This window comes from Streptomyces sp. NPDC054866, from assembly GCF_053610745.1.
Map to the genome: position 1 here is coordinate 1,150,570 of NZ_JBSGZA010000002.1, position 18,529 is coordinate 1,169,098.

Sequence of the window (18,529 nt, forward strand, 5' to 3'; positions counted from 1 at the left end):
AGGTAAGCGTATAGCAAGCGCTTTCTATACGAGAAGAAGCTAGCCTGCCGCACAAGGTTCGGACAAGGGCTTCGGACCAGAGCCGTGACCGGAGGACGACGAGATGACCGTGACCCTGGCCGACGTGGCGGCCCGCGCCCAGGTCTCCCCCGCTACCGTCTCCCGCGTCCTGAACGGCAACTACCCGGTGGCCGCGGCCACCCGGGAGCGTGTCCTTCGGGCCGTGGACGACCTCGACTACGTCCTCAACGGGCCCGCGAGCTCGCTCGCCGCGGCCACGTCCGACCTGGTCGGCATCCTGGTGAACGACATCGCCGACCCCTTCTTCGGGATCATGGCGGGCGCGGTCCAGTCCGAGATCGGCGGGCCCGGCGGGCGTGCCGGAGGCGAGCGGATGGCCGTGGTCTGCAACACGGGGGGCTCCCCGGAGCGCGAGCTGACCTATCTGACCCTGCTCCAGCGGCAGCGCGCCGCAGCGGTCGTCCTGACCGGCGGCGCTCTGGAGGACCCCGCCCACGCCGCCGCGATGTCCGCGAAGCTGGCACGCCTCGCGGACGCGGGCACCCGGATCGTGCTGTGCGGTCGGCCGCCGCTTGAGGACTCGGACGCGGTGGCGGCCACGCTCACCTTCGACAACCGCAACGGCGGGCGGCGGCTCACGGAGCACCTGCTGACCCTCGGCCACCGCAGGATCGGGTACGTGGCGGGACCGATGGAGCGCACGACCACCCGGCACCGGCTCGAAGGCCACCGGGACGCGCTAGCGGCGTCGGGCGCCGGGAACGCAGCCAACGGCGACCAGGAGGAGCTGACCGTCCACGGCCCCTACACCCGCCGCTCCGGTTACGAGGCGACGCTCGAACTCCTGCGCCGAGCCCCGGGCTTGACCGCCATCGTGGCCGCCAACGACACGGTCGCCCTGGGCGCTTCGGCCGCCCTGCGCGACCAGGGCCTGCGCATCCCCGAGGACATCTCGGTGGCGGGCTTCGACGACCTGCCCTTCTCGGTGGACGCCGTACCCGCCCTGACGACCGTACGCCTGCCGCTGTACGAGGCGGGAGCCCGCGCGGGCCGCCTGGCCACGGGCGCGGAGGAGGCACCGCCCGGGGGCGTGGCGACGATCGCGGCGGAACTGATGGTGCGGGGGTCCACGGCGCCGCCGTGTCGGTGAGCCCTGAATGTCGTTGACGTCACCGGGAAACGGAGGCTCATGTGACAGTCATGGACGCGCCGAGCGCCTGGGCCGTACTGGAGGGCGTCAATCTTCCGCGCGGCTACCGTGTCGAGATCACGGCGGGGAAGATCATCATGACGCCGCGAAGTGAGTACCAGTGGAAGGTGGTCCTCGCGGCCGCCCCTCAGATCAGGCAGCAGCTCGCCTCCCACGGCAGAGCCCTCTCGGACGTCATGATCGATTTCCCGTCCAGCCAGTACGGCTACGCGCCCGACCTGGCGATCGTCGCCCCCGGAGCCGAGCGCAACAGCCGCGGCCGCTTCGAGTGGCACAGCTTGGAGGCGGTCATCGAGGTCGTCTCGCGAAGCAGCCGGGACAACGACTTCGCCAAGAAGTTCCATCTCTACGCGGAATGCGGCATCCCGCTGTACGTGGTCATCGATCCCGAGGACGGGGTCTGCGCCGTCCACCGCGGCCCGACCAGGACCGGTAGCTACGAGGACGAGGTGAAGCTTCCCTTCGGCCAGGACCTGGTCCTGCCCCTCCAAGGGCGTGACATCACCATCGCGACCGACGGCTTTCCGAAGGCCGGGGACTTGGACTGACCTGCCCGGCGGTTTCCACGCGGCAGGGCATGGCGATCGAGGGCGGCGCGGCGTACCGTTGACTCAGTCAAAGGTGAACTCGCCTCATGGCCTCCGGAGTGATCCCATGCCACACGCCGCCCCCGACGCCCCCATCCGTGACATCCGCGCCTTCAACCGCTTCTACACGAACCTCATCGGCGCCCTCGACTACAGCCGGCACACGTACGTCCCGTACACCCTCACCGAGTCCCGCGTCATCTACGAGCTCGCTCACTCGCCCCGCACCGACGCGGCCGACCTGCGGGCCGAACTGACCCTGGACGCCGGGTACTTGAGTCGGCTCCTCGGCAAGTTCGAGAAGGCCGGGCTCGTCGAGCGGGCCCCCTCCGCGCGTGATCCCCGGCGCCAGAGCATCACGCTCACCGCCCGGGGGCGCGAGGCCGCCGCGCTCCTGGACGAGCGGTCGACCGAAGCGGTCGGTTCGCTGCTCTCGACCGTGCCGCCGGGCCGGCGCGCCCAGCTGGCGGAGGCCATGCGCACCGTGCGGGAGATCCTGGAGGACAGCAGGGCGGGCAGGGGCGCCGAGGCCCCGGAGGTGGTCCTGCGGGAGCCCGGGCCCGGCGACCTCGGGTGGATCGTGCAGCGCAACGCCGCCCTGTACGCGGCCGAGTTCGGGTTCAACACCGACTACGAGGGTCTTGTCGCCCGGATCATCGCCGACTACGCGGAGGATCACGACCCGCATCTGGAGCGGACATGGATCGCCGAGCTCGACGGGCGGCCCGTGGGGTGCGTGATGTGCGTGCGCGACGACGCGCCGGGCACCGCCCGGCTGCGGCTCCTGCTCGTCGAGCCGGACGCGCGGGGGCATGGGATCGGCGACCAACTCGTCGGTGCTTGCGTGGAGTTCGCGCGCGGTGTGGGTTATCGCGAGATGGTCCTGTGGACCAACGACATCCTCGGCGCCGCCCGCGCCATCTACCAGCGGCACGGATTCGTCCTCGTCGACGAGAAGCCGCACCGCTCGTTCGGCGTCGACCTGCTGGGGCAGGACTGGCACCTGCATCTGGGAGACACCCCCTGAACACCCTTTAGGGTCTGCGTCATGAAACTCGCCTTCTCCACCCTCGGCGTGCCCGGCCTCCCCCTCGCCGACGTGCTGAACCTGGCCACCACCCACGGCTATCACGGCATCGAGCTGCGCGCGCACCCCGAAGAGCCGGTCCACCCGGGGATCAGCCTCACCGAACGGGCCGACGCCGCCGCCCAGTTCAAGGCCGCGGGCATCGAGATCCTCGGAATCTCCGGGTACGCGCGCGTGGCCGAGCCGGGCGACGACGAGCCCGTCCTCGACGACATACGGTCCCTGCTCACCCTCGCCCGCGACCTGGGCGCCCCCTTCATCCGCGTCTTCCCCGGCGGCGGCACCGAGCAGAGCGCCGCGGAGGCCGACGCGACGGCCGCCCGGCGGCTCGGCACCGCGGCGGAGTACGCGGCGGACTTCGGCGTACGCATCCTCCTGGAGACGCACGACTCGCACCGCACGGGCGCCGCGGCGACCCGCGTGCTCGGCGCGGTCGGTCACCGGCACGCGGGCGCCCTGTGGGACGTGATGCACACCTGGCTCGGCGGCGAGTCCCCCGCTGAAAGCCACGCGGCGCTCTCCCCGTACCTCGGCTACGTACAGGTGAAGGACATCGCTTCGGCCGACGACACGACACCGCTCGGGCTCGGCGAGGGCGTCCTGCCGCTCGCCGAGTGCGTGGACGCGCTGCTCAGCGGGGAGCACCGGGACGGCTGGCTGTGCTGGGAATACGAGAAGCGGTGGTACGAGGACGCGGCTCCGCTTCCCGAACTCCTGGGCCCGGGGCGGGACTTCCTGTCACGGCTTCTGAACCGCCACGCCTGACGTCGGCCCCCGAACCGCCACGCCTGACCCCCGCCAGGGACGTCAGGCTCACCCCGCCGACCAGGAGCGCCGCCGCGCACCACCCAAGGGCGCTCACCGACTCGCCCAGGACGAGACCGGCGGCGGACATCCCGAACACCGGCACCAGGAGCGAGAAGGGAGCGACGGTCGACGCGGGGTGGCGGCGCAGCAGATGGCCCCAGGCTCCGAAGCCGAAGACCGTCGTGATCCACGCGACGTAGACGATGATGCCCACGCCCTGCCAGTCCAGCGCGGCCAGGGCGTCGAGGTCGGCCGTCGGGCCCTCGAACAGCAGCGAGAGCCCGAGCAGCGGCAGGACCGGGACCGTGCTCACCCACACCATGAAGTTCAGCGGGTCGGGCGGGGACGCCTTGCGGGTCAGGACGTTCGACGCGCCCCAGCAGGCCGCGGCGCCGATCAGCAGCACGAAGGCCGTGAGCGGTCCTGCCTCGCCCTCGTCGACCGCCGCGACGCCGATGCCCGCCAGTGCGATCAGCATTCCCAACAGGCGTACGCGGCCGGGGCGTTCACCCAGGGCCACGAAGGCGAAGAGGGCCGTGAACACCGCCTGGATCTGGAGGACGAGGGAGGACATCCCCGCCGGCATCCCCGCGTCCATGCCGATGAACAGCAGGCCGAACTTGGCAACCCCCAGGACCAGCCCGACCCCCACGATCCACTTCCACGCGACCTTCGGCCGCCCCACGAAGAAGATCGCGGGCAGCGCCGCCACCAGGAAGCGCAGGGCCGAGAAGAGCAGCGGCGGGAAATGGTCGAGGCCCACCTCGATGACGACGAAGTTGACGCCCCAGACGGCGGTGACGAGGACGGCCAGGAGGACATGTGCGGGTCGCATGCGTCGAGGATCACCCGCCCCGACCATGTAGGACCAGCGCGGATCTCTGCATGATGGGATGAAGCAATGCTTACGCATCAGGCGCCGCTCCCGTGCGTCGCCGACGAATGGGGAGGGTTTCCCGTGCTCGATCTCGCTCGGCTCCGCGCCCTGCACGCCGTCTCCGTACACGGCACCGTCGGCGCCGCCGCCACCGCGCTCGGCTACACCCCGTCCGCGGTCTCCCAGCAGATAGCCAAGCTGGAGCGCGAGACCCGCACCACCCTCCTCGAACGGCAGGGCAGGGGCGTGGCCCTCACCGAGGAGGCACGTCATCTCGCCTCCACAGCGCAGGAGTTGATGGCGATCGTGGAGCGCGCGGAGACCGAGCTCGAGGAGCGGCGCGGGCTGCCCGCGGGGCGCCTGACCATCGCCGCGTTCGCCTCGGCGGCGCGCGGTCTGATGCCCGGCGTCCTCGCGGATCTCGCCCGGCGGCATCCCGCGCTCGACGCCCGGATGTCGGAGATCGACCCGCATCTCTCCGTGGACCTCGTGACCAAGGGTGCGGTGGACATGGCGGTCGTGCACGACTGGGACATCGCGCCCCTGCCGACGCCGCCCGGCATCGAACAGGCCGTCATCGGCGACGACTTCTGCGACCTCGTCGTGCCCACGGGACACTGGCTCGCGGGCCGCGACTCCGTACGCCGCGAGGAGCTCAAGGGCGAGCGGTGGATCACTCAGCCGCCGGGGCTCGTCTGCCACGAGTGGCTGGTCCGCACCCTGCGCGAGGCGGGCTGCGAGCCGGACATCGCGCACACGGCGGAGGAGAACCCCACCCTGGTCGCGCTGGCCGCCGCGGGGCTCGGCATCGCGCTCATCCCCCGCCTCGGCCGCGGCCCGATCCCGGACGGCGCGGTCACCGTGCGGCTCGATCCGCTGCCGGTGCGGCGTCTTTACGCGCTGTGGCGGGCCGGAGCGTCGCGGCGCCCCGCGATCGCCGAGACGGTACGGACGTTGCAGGAACAGTGGCTCGACGCGGCGCCCGAGGCCGCGGAAATGGCCGCCCGCTGATGGCCGCCCGCTGAAACTCATTGTTCCCACGCGTACCACTTTCCGGAAATCGCCCTCTGCCGGGAACCCGCGCGCGGCGACCACCGTCAAACCGGCGTGCTGCCGGGTGAGTCTCCGCGAGGCGGTGTCGGCATCGCTGCTGGCTGCGAACGCTGACCACCCTCTCCGCCGCCCGCGGCCGGCAGCATGCCGTCACCGGTGCGCCCCCCTCCAACAGCGCCGGTGACGGCCCCTCCTCCACAGTGACCGCCGGCTCCCGTCACCGACTCCCGCTGCCGACTCTCTTGACCGGCAGAAATCTTCGGGATATCCGTGACTCTCGGAAAGTTTCCTTCAGCCGGTTCCCCCAGTCCGGCTCCGGTCCGGCATCCGTCCCCGAAGGACGTCACCGAAGGAGCTCACATGTCCCACCGCAACGCCTCCAGACGGACCCTGCTCACCGCCACGGCCGTCGCGGCGACGGCCCTGGCCGCGCCCTCCGCCGCCCATGCGGCCGGCAGCGGCGACCGAGGTCGCGACCGGAAGCTGCGGGAGCTCATTTCCCGCATGAGCCTCGAGGAGAAGGTCGGCCAGCTCTTCGTGATGCATGTGTACGGCCACTCCGCCACCGCGCCCGACCAGGCGGACATCGACTCCAACCTCACCCACCTCGGCGTCCGTACCGCCGCGGACGCGGTCGCCAAGTACCACCTCGGCGGCATCATCTACTTCGGCTGGGCCCACAACACCCGTGCCCCGCACCAGATCGCCGACCTGTCGAACGGCATCCAGCGCGCGGCCCTCACCCCGGACGCCCCGGAGGATTCCCCCACCGCCCGCATCCCGCTGCTCATCTCCACCGACCAGGAGCACGGCGCCGTGGCCCGCGTGGGCCTCCCCGCCACCCTCCTGCCCGGCGCGATGGCCCTGGGCGCCGCGGGTTCGCACTCCAGCGCGCGCAAGGCGGCCCGCATCGCGGGCACCGAGCTCCGCGCGCTCGGCATCCGGCAGAACTATGCCCCGGTCGCCGACGTGAACGTCAACCCCGCCAACCCCGTCATCGCCGTACGCTCCTTCGGCTCCGACCCCGAAGCGGTCGCCGGCCTGGTCGCCGCGCAGGTCAAGGGCTACCAGGGCACGGACATCGCGGCGACGGCCAAGCACTTCCCCGGGCACGGCGACACCAAGGACGACAGCCACTCGAAGCTGCCGTACATCCACCACACCCGTGAGCAGTGGGAGACCCTGGACGCCCCGCCGTTCCGGGCCGCGGTGGAGGCGGGCATCGACTCGATCATGACCGCGCACATCGTGGTCCCCGCCCTCGACCCCGCCGAGGACCCGGCCACGCTCTCCCGCCCCATCCTCACCGGCATCCTGCGCGAGGAACTCGGCTACGACGGGGTCGTGGTGACGGACTCGCTCGGCATGCAGGGCGTCCGCACGAAGTACGGCGACGACCGCGTGCCGGTGCTCGCACTGAAGGCGGGCGTCGACCAGCTCCTGAACCCGCCGAAGCCGGAGATCGCCTGGAACGCGGTGCTCCAGGCCGTGCGGGACGGCGAGTTGACGGAAGGACGGCTCGACGAATCGATCCTGCGCATCCTGCGCCTGAAGGCGAAGCTGGACCTCTTCTCCGACCCGTACGTCACCGCGCGGGGCGTCGACAGGGCGGTCGGCACCCGCGCGCATCTCGCCGCCGCCGACCGGATCGCGGAGGAGACGACGACGCTCCTCATCAACGCGGACGGGCTGCTTCCGCTGTCGCGGCGCAGGCAACGGAACGTGCTCGTAGTCGGCGCGGATCCGGCGTCTCCGTCGGGGACGACGGGACCGCCGACGACCGTCCTCGGGCGGGAGCTGACGGACCTCGGCTTCTCGCCGACGGTGCTGCCGACGGGCACGGCACCGTCCGCCGCGAAGATCGCCGAGGCGGTGGCGGCTGCCGCGGGCAAGGACGCGGTGCTCGTGGGCACGTACAACGTGGGGGCGGGCAGCGCGCAGATCGCCCTGGTGGAGGCGCTGGTGGCGACGGGTGTGCCGGTCGTCGCCCTCGCGATCCGCAATCCGTACGACGTGGCGCGGCTTCAGGGCGTGGACGCGTCCCTCGCCGCGTACTGCTGGACCGACGTCGAACTGCGCGCCGCGGTACGGGTGATCGCGGGGCGCGCCGAGCCGCGGGGGCGGCTGCCCGTGCCGGTGCAGCGTGCGGATGATCCGGGGCAGGTGCTGTATCCGGTCGGGCACGGACTGACGTACTGATCCGTACGCCGCGCCACCGGCACGCCACCGCCACCTGACCCAAAGCACCCCACGCACCTGGCGTGCGCCCGCCCCGCGGGTCACGCTGGGTGCACATATCGGGGGGTTCGCCATGCTTGTCATGCTTGGCTGGAGGTGTTGTACGGGGCTGCTGGTGGCGGTGGTGGTGGTGTTCGCCGGCGTGACCGGCTGCCAGAAGTCATCGGACCCGGGGTCGGAGTCGTCGGACCGGCGGCCGTCCTCGTCGGCGTCGTCCGGGCACGGAGCGGTGTTCCTCGCGGTGGACGAGTGCAGTTCGCGGGGGCGCGAGACGTTCACGGAGGTGCCGTGCACCAGCGAGCGGGCGGCGGCAAGGGTCATCGCCCGCTACGACGGCAAGGTGACGGAGGGCCCCGCCTGCCCCGCCCGCACGGACTTCGTACTCCACATCAGCGAGAACCGGCCGGCGGTGGACGAGGACGGGAACGGGGAGGTGCCGCGGGGCTACGCCTGCATGCGGAACCTGGAGGAGCCGCATCCCGGGGATCCCGGGGGTGGGGGTGGGCCTCGGACCGTGGTGGGCGACTGCGTCTACAGCGCCGGGGAGGGGGAGGTCCGGGAGACCGCGTGCGACGGGTCCGGGGCGAAGGCCCCGGAGTACCGGGTGACGGTGGCGGTGCCTGAGCGGGCCCTGTGTCCTGCCGCCACGCAGTTGTACGTGTCGCTGGGGGGTGCGAAGTCGGTGGGGTGTGCGGTGCGGGTTTGAGCGTCTTGATTTTCCCCAACCCCGCCCCTTCCCGAAAACCGGCTGCGCCGGGGCGTCCTCAAACGCCGGACGGCTGAAAGATCCAGCCCGGCCGGCGTTCGAGGCCATCTTTGCGGGGGTCCAGGGGGCGGAGCCCCATGGTTTCGGGAAGGGGTGGGATTGGGGAATGCCCCGCAGGGACCGCCCTACGGCCGCAAACTCAGCTCCCGGTCCGTGTCCTTGCGGTCCAGCTTCGCGTCATACGGAGCCAGCGGCTTCGGAGTAGCCGAAGTCGAAACCCCGGCCCACGCCTGGATCCGCTCCGTCGCCTTCGCCTTCTCCGCGGGGACGAGGCCGGCCACGTTCGCTCCGTGGTTGGCGCCCGGCGCGGTGAAGACGTGGGAGTCGTGCTTCGCGCCCCTGGCGGGACGGAACGGCTCGGCGCCCCACGGGTCGTTCTCGCCGTAGACGTACAGCATCCGCGTCGCGTTGTGCCGCACCCAGCGGTCCACGTCCTTCATGGCGCCCGACTGGAACTTCATCGGGATCTCACGCGGCACGAAGTTCCGCGGCGGCTGGTAGCCGTAGCGGCTCAGGTCGCCGAGCCAGGGCTGCTTGATGTCGGGCGAGCCCAGCTGCGTACCGGCCTGGTAGTAGTACGGCGTGTACGGGGTGAGGCCCTGGTCGGTGTAGGAGGCCCAGCCGCCCACCGAGTCGACGTAGTCGAAGATCACCTGGTCCGAGGCGGACGACGCGTCGGGGACGTCGGCGCACGCGGACTCCGGCTGGTACTGCCAGAAGCCCCACACCAGGTCGAGGACGACGGCCTCGTACGCCTTGTCGAGGTTGCCGACCGTCTTGAAGGTGTAGTTGCCCGCCTCGGCGAACTCCGCGTACTTCTTCTCCAGCGGCTCACGCCGCACGAGCGCCTCGCGCTGCACGGCCTCCAGCTTGGCCCTGCACTCCTTGGTGCCGACCGTCTCGAAGAACTCGTCGTAGCGCGAGTCCTCCTTGTTCACCACGTCGTTCGGGGCGACGTACGCGACGATGCCGTCCATGTCACGCGGGTAGAAGCGCTCGTAGTACGTGGCGGTCATGCCGCCCTTCGAGCCGCCGGTCGCCACCCACTTCTTGTCGTAGATGGGCTTGAGCGCCTTGAAGATGCGGTGCTGGTCGCTCGCGGCCTGCCAGATGTCGAGCTTGGACCAGTCGGCGGGCTCGGGGCGGGACGGCGTGAAGAAGCGGTACTCCATGGAGACCTGGTTGCCGTCGATGATCCGCGTCGGCTCGCTGCGGCTGGGGTTCGTCGAGACTCCGTAGCCGCTGGTGAAGAAGGCGGTGGGGCGGGCGGTGTCCTTGTGCAGGACCGTCAGGCGCTGCTTGAAGGTGCCCTTGGAGGGGTGCCGGTGGTCAATCGGCTGGGTGTAGTTGAGGACGAAGTAGCGGTAGCCGGTGTACGGCTTCTCCTCGATCAGGCTCATGCCCGGTATCGCGAGGAGCCTGTCCTTGATGTCGGTGGCCTGCGGCTTCGCGGCGGTGGCCGCTCCTGCCGCACTCACTGTGCCCGCGGTGCCTATGCCTATCAGGACCACGAGCGACAGCAGCCATCTGAGCGCCTTGCGCATGCACTCTCCCCTAAGTTCGCGATTGCGTCCGCCGGAACTTATCGGAGCAACTCGCTCACCACTAGGGGCTCTTGCGTCACGTCAGGACTCAGTACGTCATAAAGAGGACATCAAGCTCAGCATGGTCATCAAGATCAGCACCTCAGCAAGCTCAGCACAGGATCCAGCCCGAGCTGGTGCTCCCCCCGCCCACCGTCCCCTTCACCCACACACACCGGTGCCCCGCGTGCACCGTCACCGGGCCCGCGTGATGCGTGTAGCGGCCCTTGTCCCTGGCCGGGCGGTTGCCGCGGGCCTGGACGCTGACGGACATCGTCTTGCGGGCGCCGGGGCGCTTGGCGATGGTGACCGCGCAGACGTAGCCGCGGCTCTTGTAGAGGACGACCTTGCCGGTGCTGAAGGAGAGGGTGCGCACCTTGTGCCCGGCGCACCGTCCGGCCGAGGCCTGCGCCTGGGCGGCACCGGCGCCCGCGACCCCGAGCAGAAGGGCACCCGCGAGGGCGACGGCACCGAGCGCAAGGCTCCGCCGTATTCGACCACTGCTCACCGATTTCCCTCCCGACACATCCGCATCAGCGTACTGATGTACGGACGTCGACCGTAGGGCCTACGGTTGCGAAACAGCGCCGATTCGTTCACCGGGCCCGTCCGGCGGGGCCTAGGCCGCCGACGGCTCCGCCTCCCCCACGAACGTCCGCCACAGCGCCGCGTACCGCCCGTCGAGCGCGAGCAACTCCTCGTGCGTGCCGTCCTCCGCGACCCGGCCGTGGTCCATCAGGATCACCCGGTCCGCGCGGGCCGCGGTGGTGAGGCGGTGGGCGACGACCAGTGTGGTGCGCTTGCCCGCGATGCGGTCGGTGGCCTGGTTGACCTGCGCTTCCGTGGCGAGGTCGAGGGCGGCGGTCGCCTCGTCGAGGAGCAGGATGTCCGGGTCGACCAGCTCCGCGCGGGCCAGGGCGATCAGCTGGCGCTGGCCCGCGGAGAGGTTGCGGCCGCGTTCGGAGACCTCGTGGAGATAGCCGCCGTCCAGCGTGGCGATCATGTCGTGCGCGCCGACCGCGCGGGCCGCGGCCTCCACCTGGGCGTCGGTGGCGTCGGGCCGCCCGTAGGCGATCGCGTCGCGCACCGTCCCCGCGAAGAGGTAGGCCTCCTGCGGGACGACGCCGAGGCGGTGGCGGTACGACGTCAGATCGAGGGACCGCAGGTCCGTGCCGTCCACCGTCACCCGGCCGCCGGTCGGGTCGTAGAACCGGGCGACGAGCTTGACGAGCGTCGACTTGCCCGCGCCGGTCTCGCCGACGAAGGCGACGGTTTGACCTGCGGGTATGCGAAGGCGCACGTCGCTGAGGGCTTCTTCTTCGTCTCCGTACGCGAAGTCCACGTCCTCGAAGGCGATCTCGCCGCGCAGGGACAGCACGTCGAGCGGCTCGTCCGCGGCCCGGGTCGATGTCGGCTCCCGGAGCAGTTCCTGGATGCGGCCGAGCGAGACGGTGGCCTGCTGGTAGCCGTCGAAGACCTGGGAGAGCTGCTGGACGGGCGCGAAGAACAGGTCGATGTAGAGGAGGTAGGCGACCAGGGCGCCGGTCGTCAGCGTCCCCGCCTCCACGCGTCCCGCGCCGACCATCAGGACCGCCGCCGCGGCGACCGCCGAGAGCAGCTGCACGAACGGGAAGTAGACGGAGATCAGCCACTGCCCGCGGATACGGGCGCTGCGGTAGTCGGCGCTGGCCTGCGCGAACTTCTTCCCGCCCGAGCGCTCGCGCCGGAAGGCCTGCACGATGCGAAGACCGGCGACGGACTCCTGGAGGTCGGCGTTGACCACCGAGACCCGCTCACGCGCCAGCTCGTACGCCTTGACGCTGGAGCGGCGGAAGAAGAACGTACCGATGATCAGCGGCGGCAGCGTCGCGAAGACGACGAGCGCGAGCTCCACGTCGATCACGACGAGCGCGACCATGATGCCGAAGAAGGTGACGACGGAGACGAAGGCGGTGACCAGGCCCGTCTGGAGGAAGGTGGAGAGCGCGTCCACGTCCGTGGTCATCCGGGTCATGATGCGCCCGGTCAACTCCCGCTCGTAGTAGTCGAGTCCGAGCCGCTGGAGCTGGGAGAAGATCTTGAGGCGGAGGGAGTAGAGCACCCGCTCGCCCGTCCGCCCGGTCATCCGCGTCTCGCCGATCTGCGCCGTCCACTGGGCGAGCACGGCGAGGAGTGCGAGCCCGGAGGCCGCCCACACGGCGCCGAGCGCGAGCTGTGAGACGCCCTCGTCGATGCCGTGCCGGATGAGCACGGGAAGCAGCAGGCCCATGCCCGCGTCGACGGCGACCAGGAGCAGGGCGAAGAGCAGCGGCTTCCCGAATCCGGCGAGGAGGCGGCGCAGGCCGTACGACTCCTCCGGCGTGACCGCGCGCGCCTCGTCGATGTCGGGGGTGTCGGTGGCCGGGGGCAGCGCGTCGACCTGCGCGAGGAGTTCGGGCGTCGCGGGCATCCCGGACATCGCGGTGTCCTTGGGCTCGCGGTCGCCGACCCAGAGCTGCGGGGTGATGCCGCGCTCGGCATCGAACTCGGCGTCGAGTTCGTCGCGTACGGAGGTGTCCTCGGGAATCTCGACCGGGACGGTACGGCCGGGCGAGACGCCGCCGAGCTCGTCCGGGTCGGTCAACAGGCGCCGGTAGAGAGGGGAGTCGGCGGTCAGCTCCTCGTGCGTGCCGATGGCGGCGAGGCGTCCGGCGTCGAGTACGGCGATGCGGTCGGCGAGGTTGAGGGTCGATCGGCGGTGAGCGATGAGCAGAGTGGTCCGCCCGGCCATGACGCCGCGCAGGGCTTCGTGGATCTCGTGTTCGACCCGCGCGTCCACCGCGGACGTCGCGTCGTCGAGGACGAGCAGGCGGGGGTCGGTGAGGATGGCGCGGGCGAGGGCCACGCGCTGGCGCTGGCCGCCGGAGAGGGTGAGACCGTGCTCGCCGACGGTGGTGTCGTACCCGTCGGGCAGCTCGGATATGAAGCGGTCGGCCTGTGCGGCGCGGGCCGCGGTCTCGATCTCCTCCTGGGTGGCGTCCGGCTTTCCGTACGCGATGTTGGCGCGGACGGTGTCGGAGAAGAGGAAGGAGTCCTCGGGCACGAGGCCTATCGCGGCCCGCAGCGAATCCGCGGTCAGCTCGCGCACGTCGTGGCCGCCGATGAGGACGGCGCCGTGCGTCACGTCGTAGAAGCGGGGCAGCAGCAGCGAGACGGTGGACTTGCCGCTGCCGGACGTGCCGACGACGGCGAGGGTCTCGCCGGGCCGGATCTCGAAGGAGAGGCCGTCGAGGACGGGGCGGCTGTCCTCGTAGGCGAAGGAGACGTCGTCGAACTCGACGGTGGCAGGGGCGTCGGCGGGCAGTTCCTTGGTGCCGTCCGTCAGCGTCGGCTCGGTGTCGATGAGCTCCAGGACGCGCTCGGCGCCCGCGCGGGCCTGCTGGCCGACGGTGAGGACCATGGCGAGCATGCGGACGGGCCCGACGAGCTGGGCGAGATAGCTGGAGAAGGCGACGAACGTGCCGAGCGTGATCTGCCCGCGCACCGCGAGCCAGCCGCCGAGCGCGAGCATCGCGACCTGCCCGAGCGCGGGCACGGCCTGGAGGGCGGGCGTGTACTTGGAGTTGAGGCGGATGGTCCGAAGGCGCCCCGCGAAGAGCTTGCGCCCGACCTCCCTGAGCTTCCCGGTCTCCTGGTCCTCCTGGCCGAACCCCTTCACGACGCGTACGCCGGAGACGGAGCCGTCCACGACTCCGGCGACGGCGGCGGCCTGGGCCTGCGCGTACCAGGTGGAGGGGTGCAGGCGGTTGCGGCTGCGCTTGGCGATGAACCAGAGGGCGGGGGCCACGGCGAGCGCGACGAGGGTGAGCGGGACGGAGAGCCACGCCATGATCACGAGGGAGATCACGAAGAGGAGGATGTTGCCGATGGTCATCGGCAGCATGAAGAGCAGGCCCTGGATGAGCTGGAGGTCGCTGGTGGCGCGTCCGACGACCTGACCGGTGGACAGCTCGTCCTGCCGCCGTCCGTCGAGCTTGGTGATCGTCCCGTACATCTCGGTCCGGAGGTCGTGCTGGACGTCGAGGGCGAGACGGCCGCCGTAGTAGCGGCGGATGTAGGTGAAGACGTAGACGAGGAGGGCGGCGCCGATGAGGGCGGCGGCCCAGGGGCCCATGGAGCGGGACTTGTCGCCGATGACGTCGTCGATGATCACCTTGGTGATGAGCGGGACGAGCGCCATGACGGCCATGCCGGCGAGCGAGGCGCCGAGCGCGAGCACGACGTCCTTCGGGTACCGCCACGCGTACCCGGTCAGCCGTTTCGCCCAGCCGGACGTCTCCGGTCCGGCCTCACCGGATTTCTCCGGTCCGGCCCCACCCCGTTGCTGCGCCACTGCGTGCCTCCCGTCGACCTGACCTGCCGAGAGGCACAACCCGGGGGGATGCGGATTTCATCCCGCCGCAACAAAGAGGGGCCGGAAGTCCTAGGACCCTTCCAGGCCCCTTCTAGGACTGTCCTAGGAGTCTTCTAGGACCCGGGGACCGCCACGAAGGCCTCCTGCGGCGTTTCCGTCGGGGTGTAGCGCCGGGCCGCGGGGGCCGTGGGCGTCAGATCCTTGTGGACGGCCTTGGCCACGCCCTGGATGGTGGCGACGCCGTAGTTCATGCTGCTGTTGCCGTGGGTGAGCACGGAGAGGGTGTAGTCGTGGCCGCCGCCCTTGAACGCGCCGATGCTGTGCACCCGCCAGCCGTGCGTCGACCGCTGGAGCCAGCCGTTCTTGACGTGGATCTTGACGCCGGACGGCGCGCCCGCCGGGGTGCCCCAGCGCTGCGAGGAGACGACCTTGCCCATCAGCTTGAGGATGTAGGCGCGGGCGTTGTCGCTCAGGACGGAGTTCTGGGCGGTGATCAGGGCGAGGAGCTTCTGCTCGTCGGCCGCGTTGATCCGGGTCAGGCCCCAGTATCCGCCGGATCCCGGCACCGTCTTCGTCATCTTGGCGGCCGCGAGGAACGCCTTGATCTTCCCCGTGCCGAGCTGACGCCAGAGCTTGCTGGTCGCCGCGTTGTCCGACTTGGTGATCATGGCGTACGCGAGGTCGGACTCACGGGTCGAAAGCCTCCGGTCGGTCTTCTTCGCGTCCCACAGCAGCGCCGCGAGGACGGTCACCTTGACGACGCTCGCCGAGTCGAAGGACGTGGTCGCGCGCAGGGTGCAGGTGGTGCCCGTGGTGCGGTCGCGGAGGCCGACCGCGACGGTGCCCTTGCGGTTCTTCAGCGCCGCCGTGATGTCCTTCGTCAGCTTGGCGGCCAGGCCGGACTGCGCGGAGGTGCAGGTGACCTGCGGTGCCGGCGCGGCGACGGCGGGCGTGGCGGTCGCGGCCGTACCGAGCGGCACGAGCACCCCGGCGGCGAGTCCCGCCGAGAGCACGCGGGCACGCCTGGATATCCCGGATACCGGGTGAGTCATGGAGTTTCCCCATCCCCTTGGGTCCGTACAAGACCCTCGGGGCCCGTACAAGCACGCCCCCCGGCGCACTCGCCTCACATGACTCACCGGGACCCGTACACGGTTGTACGAGTTCGGAACAGATGACCGAACTGTGACCAGAGCAGGCTAGGAAGCCCGCCCGCGATCAGAGGTGCGTCGGCTCGAACATCCGCAGCACCGCCGGGAGCACGACGACAGAGGGCCCGGGCTCCGCAAGGGCCTTCGCGAGGTCGTCCTTCAGGGCTTCCGGGGTCGTACGGACGCCCGGCACCCCGAATGACTCCGCGAGCGCGACGAAGTCGGGGCGGGACAGCTCCGTGGCCGTGGGCTCGCCGAAGGCGTCCGACATGTACTCCCGGAGGATGCCGTACCCCCCGTCGTCCACGATCAGCCAGGTGACCGGCAGGTCGTGCTGCTTGGCCGAGGCCAGTTCCGCGATGGAGTACATCGCGCCGCCGTCGCCCGAGACGGCGAGGACCGGCTTCGAGGGGTCGGCGGCAGCCGCTCCGAGCGCCGCCGGGAAGCCGTACCCGAGGCCGCCCGCGCCCTGCGCCGAGTGCATCGTGTTCGGGTGCCGCGCGTCGAACGCGGACCAGGCCCAGTACGCCAGGATCGTCATGTCCCAGAAGGACGGGGACGTGTCCGGCAGGGCCTCACGCACCGACGCGAGAACCTGCTGCTCCAGGGTGAGCTCCTGGGCGGCGATCCGCTCCTTGACCTTGGAGAGGACCGCCCGCACCCGCTCGGGTGCCGAGGCGTCATCGCGGGGGGCGTCGATCGTCTCCAGGAGCGCCGAAAGCGCGAGCCGCGCGTCCGCGTGGATGCCGAGCGCCGGGTGGTTGGACTCCAGCTTCCCCGCGTCGGCCTCGATCTGGATGACCCGGCCGCGCGGCTTGAACGTGTGGTAGTTCGACGAGAGCTCGCCGAGGCCGGAGCCGACCACCAGGAGGACGTCGGCGTCCTCAAGGAAGTCCGTGGTGTACCGGTCCTCCAGCCACGACTGGAGCGACAGCGGGTGCTCCCAGGGGAACGCGCCCTTGCCGCCGAAGGTCGTGACGACGGGCGCGTTCACCAGCTCGGCGAGTGCGAGCAGCTTGCCGCTCGCGTCGGACCGCACGACTCCGCCGCCCGCGATGATCGCCGGGCGCTCGGCACGGGACAGCAGGTCGGCCGCCACCGCGGTCAGTTCGGGGCGCGGGACGACCTCGTCCGGGGTCGCGTCCATGGCCGTCACGACGGGCAGCGTCGTCTCCGCGAGCAGCACGTCCTGCGGGATCTCCACCCACACCGGGCCGTGCGGGGCGGTGAGCGCCGACTCCCAGGCCGCCGCGATCGCGGAGGGGATCTGCGAGGCGGTGCGCACCGTGTGCACGGACTTGACGACGTCCCTGAACGACGCCTGCTGGTCGCGCAGTTCGTGGAGGTAGCCGTGCCGGCCGCCGCCGAGGCCCGCCACCGGGATCTGGCTGCCGATCGCGAGCACGGGCGACGAACCGGCCGCCGCCTCCTGGAGCGCGGCGAGCGAGGTCAGCGCGCCGGGTCCGGTGGAGAGCAGCAGCGGGGCCACCTCACCGGTGATCCGGCCGTACGCGTCCGCCGCGAAGCCCGTGTTGTTCTCGACGCGAAGGCCCACGTACGACAGGGAGGAGCGCCGCAGGGCGTCGAACATGCCGAGCGCGTGCTGGCCGGGGAGACCGAAGACCGTCGTCGCGCCGAGGCCCTGGAGGGTCTCCACGACGAGGTCGCCGCCGTTGCGCCCCGCGGGCGGGTTCAGGGCCGCCCGCGTCTGCGCGTCCGTGGGCCGCAGGACTACGTCGTGGTCGTGCGTCACTTGGCCGCCCGCCCCTCCGCGATCTGGCGGGACATGATCGTCGTCAGCTCGTACGCGGTGTGCGAGGCGGCGACGGCCGTGATCTCCGCGTGGTCGTAGGCGGGGGCGACCTCGACGACGTCCGCCGACACGAGGTTGCAGGAGGAGAGCCCCCGCAGGATCTCCAGGAGCTCGCGCGACGTCATGCCGCCCGCCTCCGGGGTGCCGGTGCCGGGCGCGTGGGCCGGGTCCAGGCAGTCGATGTCGATGGAGATGTAGAGCGGGCGGTCGCCGATGCGCTGGCGCAGCTGGTCGGCGACCTCGTCGGCGCCGCGGCGGTAGATGTCCGCCGACGTGACGATGCCGAAGCCCATCTTCTCGTCGTCGGTGAGGTCCTGCTTGCCGTACAGCGGGCCGCGCGTGCCGACGTGGGACAGCGCCTCGGTGTCGAGGATGCCCTCCTCGACGGCGCGGCGGAACGGCGTGCCGTGGGTGTACTCGGCGCCGAAGTACGTGTCCCAGGTGTCCAGGTGCGCGTCGAAGTGCAGCAGGGCGACCGGGCCGTGCTTCTTGGCGACCGAACGCAGCAGCGGCAGGGCGATGGTGTGGTCGCCGCCGAGCGTCATCATGCGGGCGCCCGAGCCGAGGAGGTCGTCGGCGGCGGCCTCGATCGTCTCGACCGCCTCGTTGATGTTGAACGGGTTGGCGGCGATGTCGCCCGCGTCCGCGACCTGGGCGAGCGCGAAGGGCGAGGCGTCCTGCGCGGGGTTGTACGGACGCAGGAGGCGCGAGGCCTCACGGATGGCGTTGCCGCCGAAGCGGGCGCCGGGCCTGTACGACACACCGGTGTCGAAGGGCACGCCGACCACGGCGATGTCCGTCTTGCCGCCCACCTCGTCGAGGCGGGGCAGGCGGGCGTAGGTCGCCGGGCCCGCGTACCGGGGGATGCGGGAGGAGTCGACCGGGCCGCGGGGGGTCGGGGTCTCGGCGCTGCTCATGGTCGGTTTCCTCCTGTTGGTACGAG

General features: G+C 71.2%; 13 protein-coding genes and 1 pseudogene. 7 read left to right on the forward strand and 7 right to left on the reverse strand.

The genetic code is table 11. The annotated features are described in order from the left end of the window. The first annotated feature begins 103 nt into the window (after positions 1-103). From ACWGI2_RS13845 to ACWGI2_RS13860, 4 genes and pseudogenes are all read left to right on the forward strand, one after another. Positions 104-1,171, forward strand: coding sequence for a LacI family DNA-binding transcriptional regulator (locus ACWGI2_RS13845; RefSeq protein WP_453695421.1), 1,068 nt, complete (start codon positions 104-106; stop codon positions 1,169-1,171). Positions 1,172-1,221: 50 nt separating this feature from the next. Then, on the forward strand, positions 1,222-1,779 hold the full coding sequence (locus tag ACWGI2_RS13850) for a Uma2 family endonuclease (RefSeq protein ID WP_453695757.1): 558 nt from the start codon (positions 1,222-1,224) through the stop codon (positions 1,777-1,779). A 106-nt stretch (positions 1,780-1,885) separates the two neighbouring features. After that, positions 1,886-2,845, forward strand: coding sequence for a bifunctional helix-turn-helix transcriptional regulator/GNAT family N-acetyltransferase (locus ACWGI2_RS13855; protein ID WP_453695422.1), 960 nt, complete (start codon positions 1,886-1,888; stop codon positions 2,843-2,845). A gap of 21 nt (positions 2,846-2,866) precedes the next feature. Then, a pseudogene (locus tag ACWGI2_RS13860) lies at positions 2,867-3,583 on the forward strand (sugar phosphate isomerase/epimerase family protein); the annotation flags it as partial. Here the strand turns inward: ACWGI2_RS13860 and ACWGI2_RS13865 are convergent. Then, positions 3,537-4,547 (reverse strand): EamA family transporter, encoded by a 1,011-nt coding sequence (locus tag ACWGI2_RS13865; RefSeq protein ID WP_453695424.1) that lies wholly within the window; start codon positions 4,545-4,547, stop codon positions 3,537-3,539. The pseudogene ACWGI2_RS13860 and the gene ACWGI2_RS13865 overlap by 47 nt on opposite strands. 123 nt (positions 4,548-4,670) lie before the next feature. On the opposite strand from ACWGI2_RS13865, the gene ACWGI2_RS13870 reads away from it, so the two are divergent. From ACWGI2_RS13870 to ACWGI2_RS13880, 3 genes are all read left to right on the forward strand, one after another. Next, entirely contained in the window at positions 4,671-5,600 is a 930-nt protein-coding gene (locus ACWGI2_RS13870; RefSeq protein ID WP_453395635.1) for a LysR family transcriptional regulator, read from the forward strand. 402 nt (positions 5,601-6,002) lie between these two features. Then, complete coding sequence (locus ACWGI2_RS13875) at positions 6,003-7,841, forward strand: glycoside hydrolase family 3 protein (protein WP_453695425.1); 1,839 nt, start codon at positions 6,003-6,005, stop codon at positions 7,839-7,841. A 112-nt stretch (positions 7,842-7,953) separates the two neighbouring features. Next, complete coding sequence (locus tag ACWGI2_RS13880; RefSeq protein WP_453695427.1) at positions 7,954-8,586, forward strand: hypothetical protein; 633 nt, start codon at positions 7,954-7,956, stop codon at positions 8,584-8,586. A gap of 185 nt (positions 8,587-8,771) precedes the next feature. Here the strand turns inward: ACWGI2_RS13880 and ACWGI2_RS13885 are convergent, their stop codons facing one another. The 6 genes from ACWGI2_RS13885 to speB form a co-directional block, all read right to left on the reverse strand. Further along, entirely contained in the window at positions 8,772-10,190 is a 1,419-nt protein-coding gene (locus tag ACWGI2_RS13885; RefSeq protein ID WP_453395637.1) for a S28 family serine protease, read from the reverse strand. Between the two features lie 151 nt (positions 10,191-10,341). Further along, positions 10,342-10,737, reverse strand: a complete 396-nt coding sequence (locus ACWGI2_RS13890) for a hypothetical protein (RefSeq protein ID WP_453395638.1) — start codon at positions 10,735-10,737, stop codon at positions 10,342-10,344. Between the two features lie 111 nt (positions 10,738-10,848). After that, positions 10,849-14,601, reverse strand: coding sequence for an ABC transporter ATP-binding protein (locus ACWGI2_RS13895; RefSeq protein ID WP_453695429.1), 3,753 nt, complete (start codon positions 14,599-14,601; stop codon positions 10,849-10,851). Positions 14,602-14,735: 134 nt separating this feature from the next. Continuing rightward, on the reverse strand, positions 14,736-15,674 hold the full coding sequence (locus ACWGI2_RS13900; protein WP_453695431.1) for a serine hydrolase: 939 nt from the start codon (positions 15,672-15,674) through the stop codon (positions 14,736-14,738). Positions 15,675-15,840: 166 nt separating this feature from the next. After that, on the reverse strand, positions 15,841-17,526 hold the full coding sequence (locus ACWGI2_RS13905; protein WP_453695433.1) for a thiamine pyrophosphate-binding protein: 1,686 nt from the start codon (positions 17,524-17,526) through the stop codon (positions 15,841-15,843). Next, positions 17,523-18,503 (reverse strand): agmatinase, encoded by a 981-nt coding sequence (speB, locus tag ACWGI2_RS13910; protein ID WP_453695435.1) that lies wholly within the window; start codon positions 18,501-18,503, stop codon positions 17,523-17,525. Before speB ends, ACWGI2_RS13905 begins: the two co-directional genes overlap by 4 nt. Between the last annotated feature and the right edge of the window lie 26 nt (positions 18,504-18,529).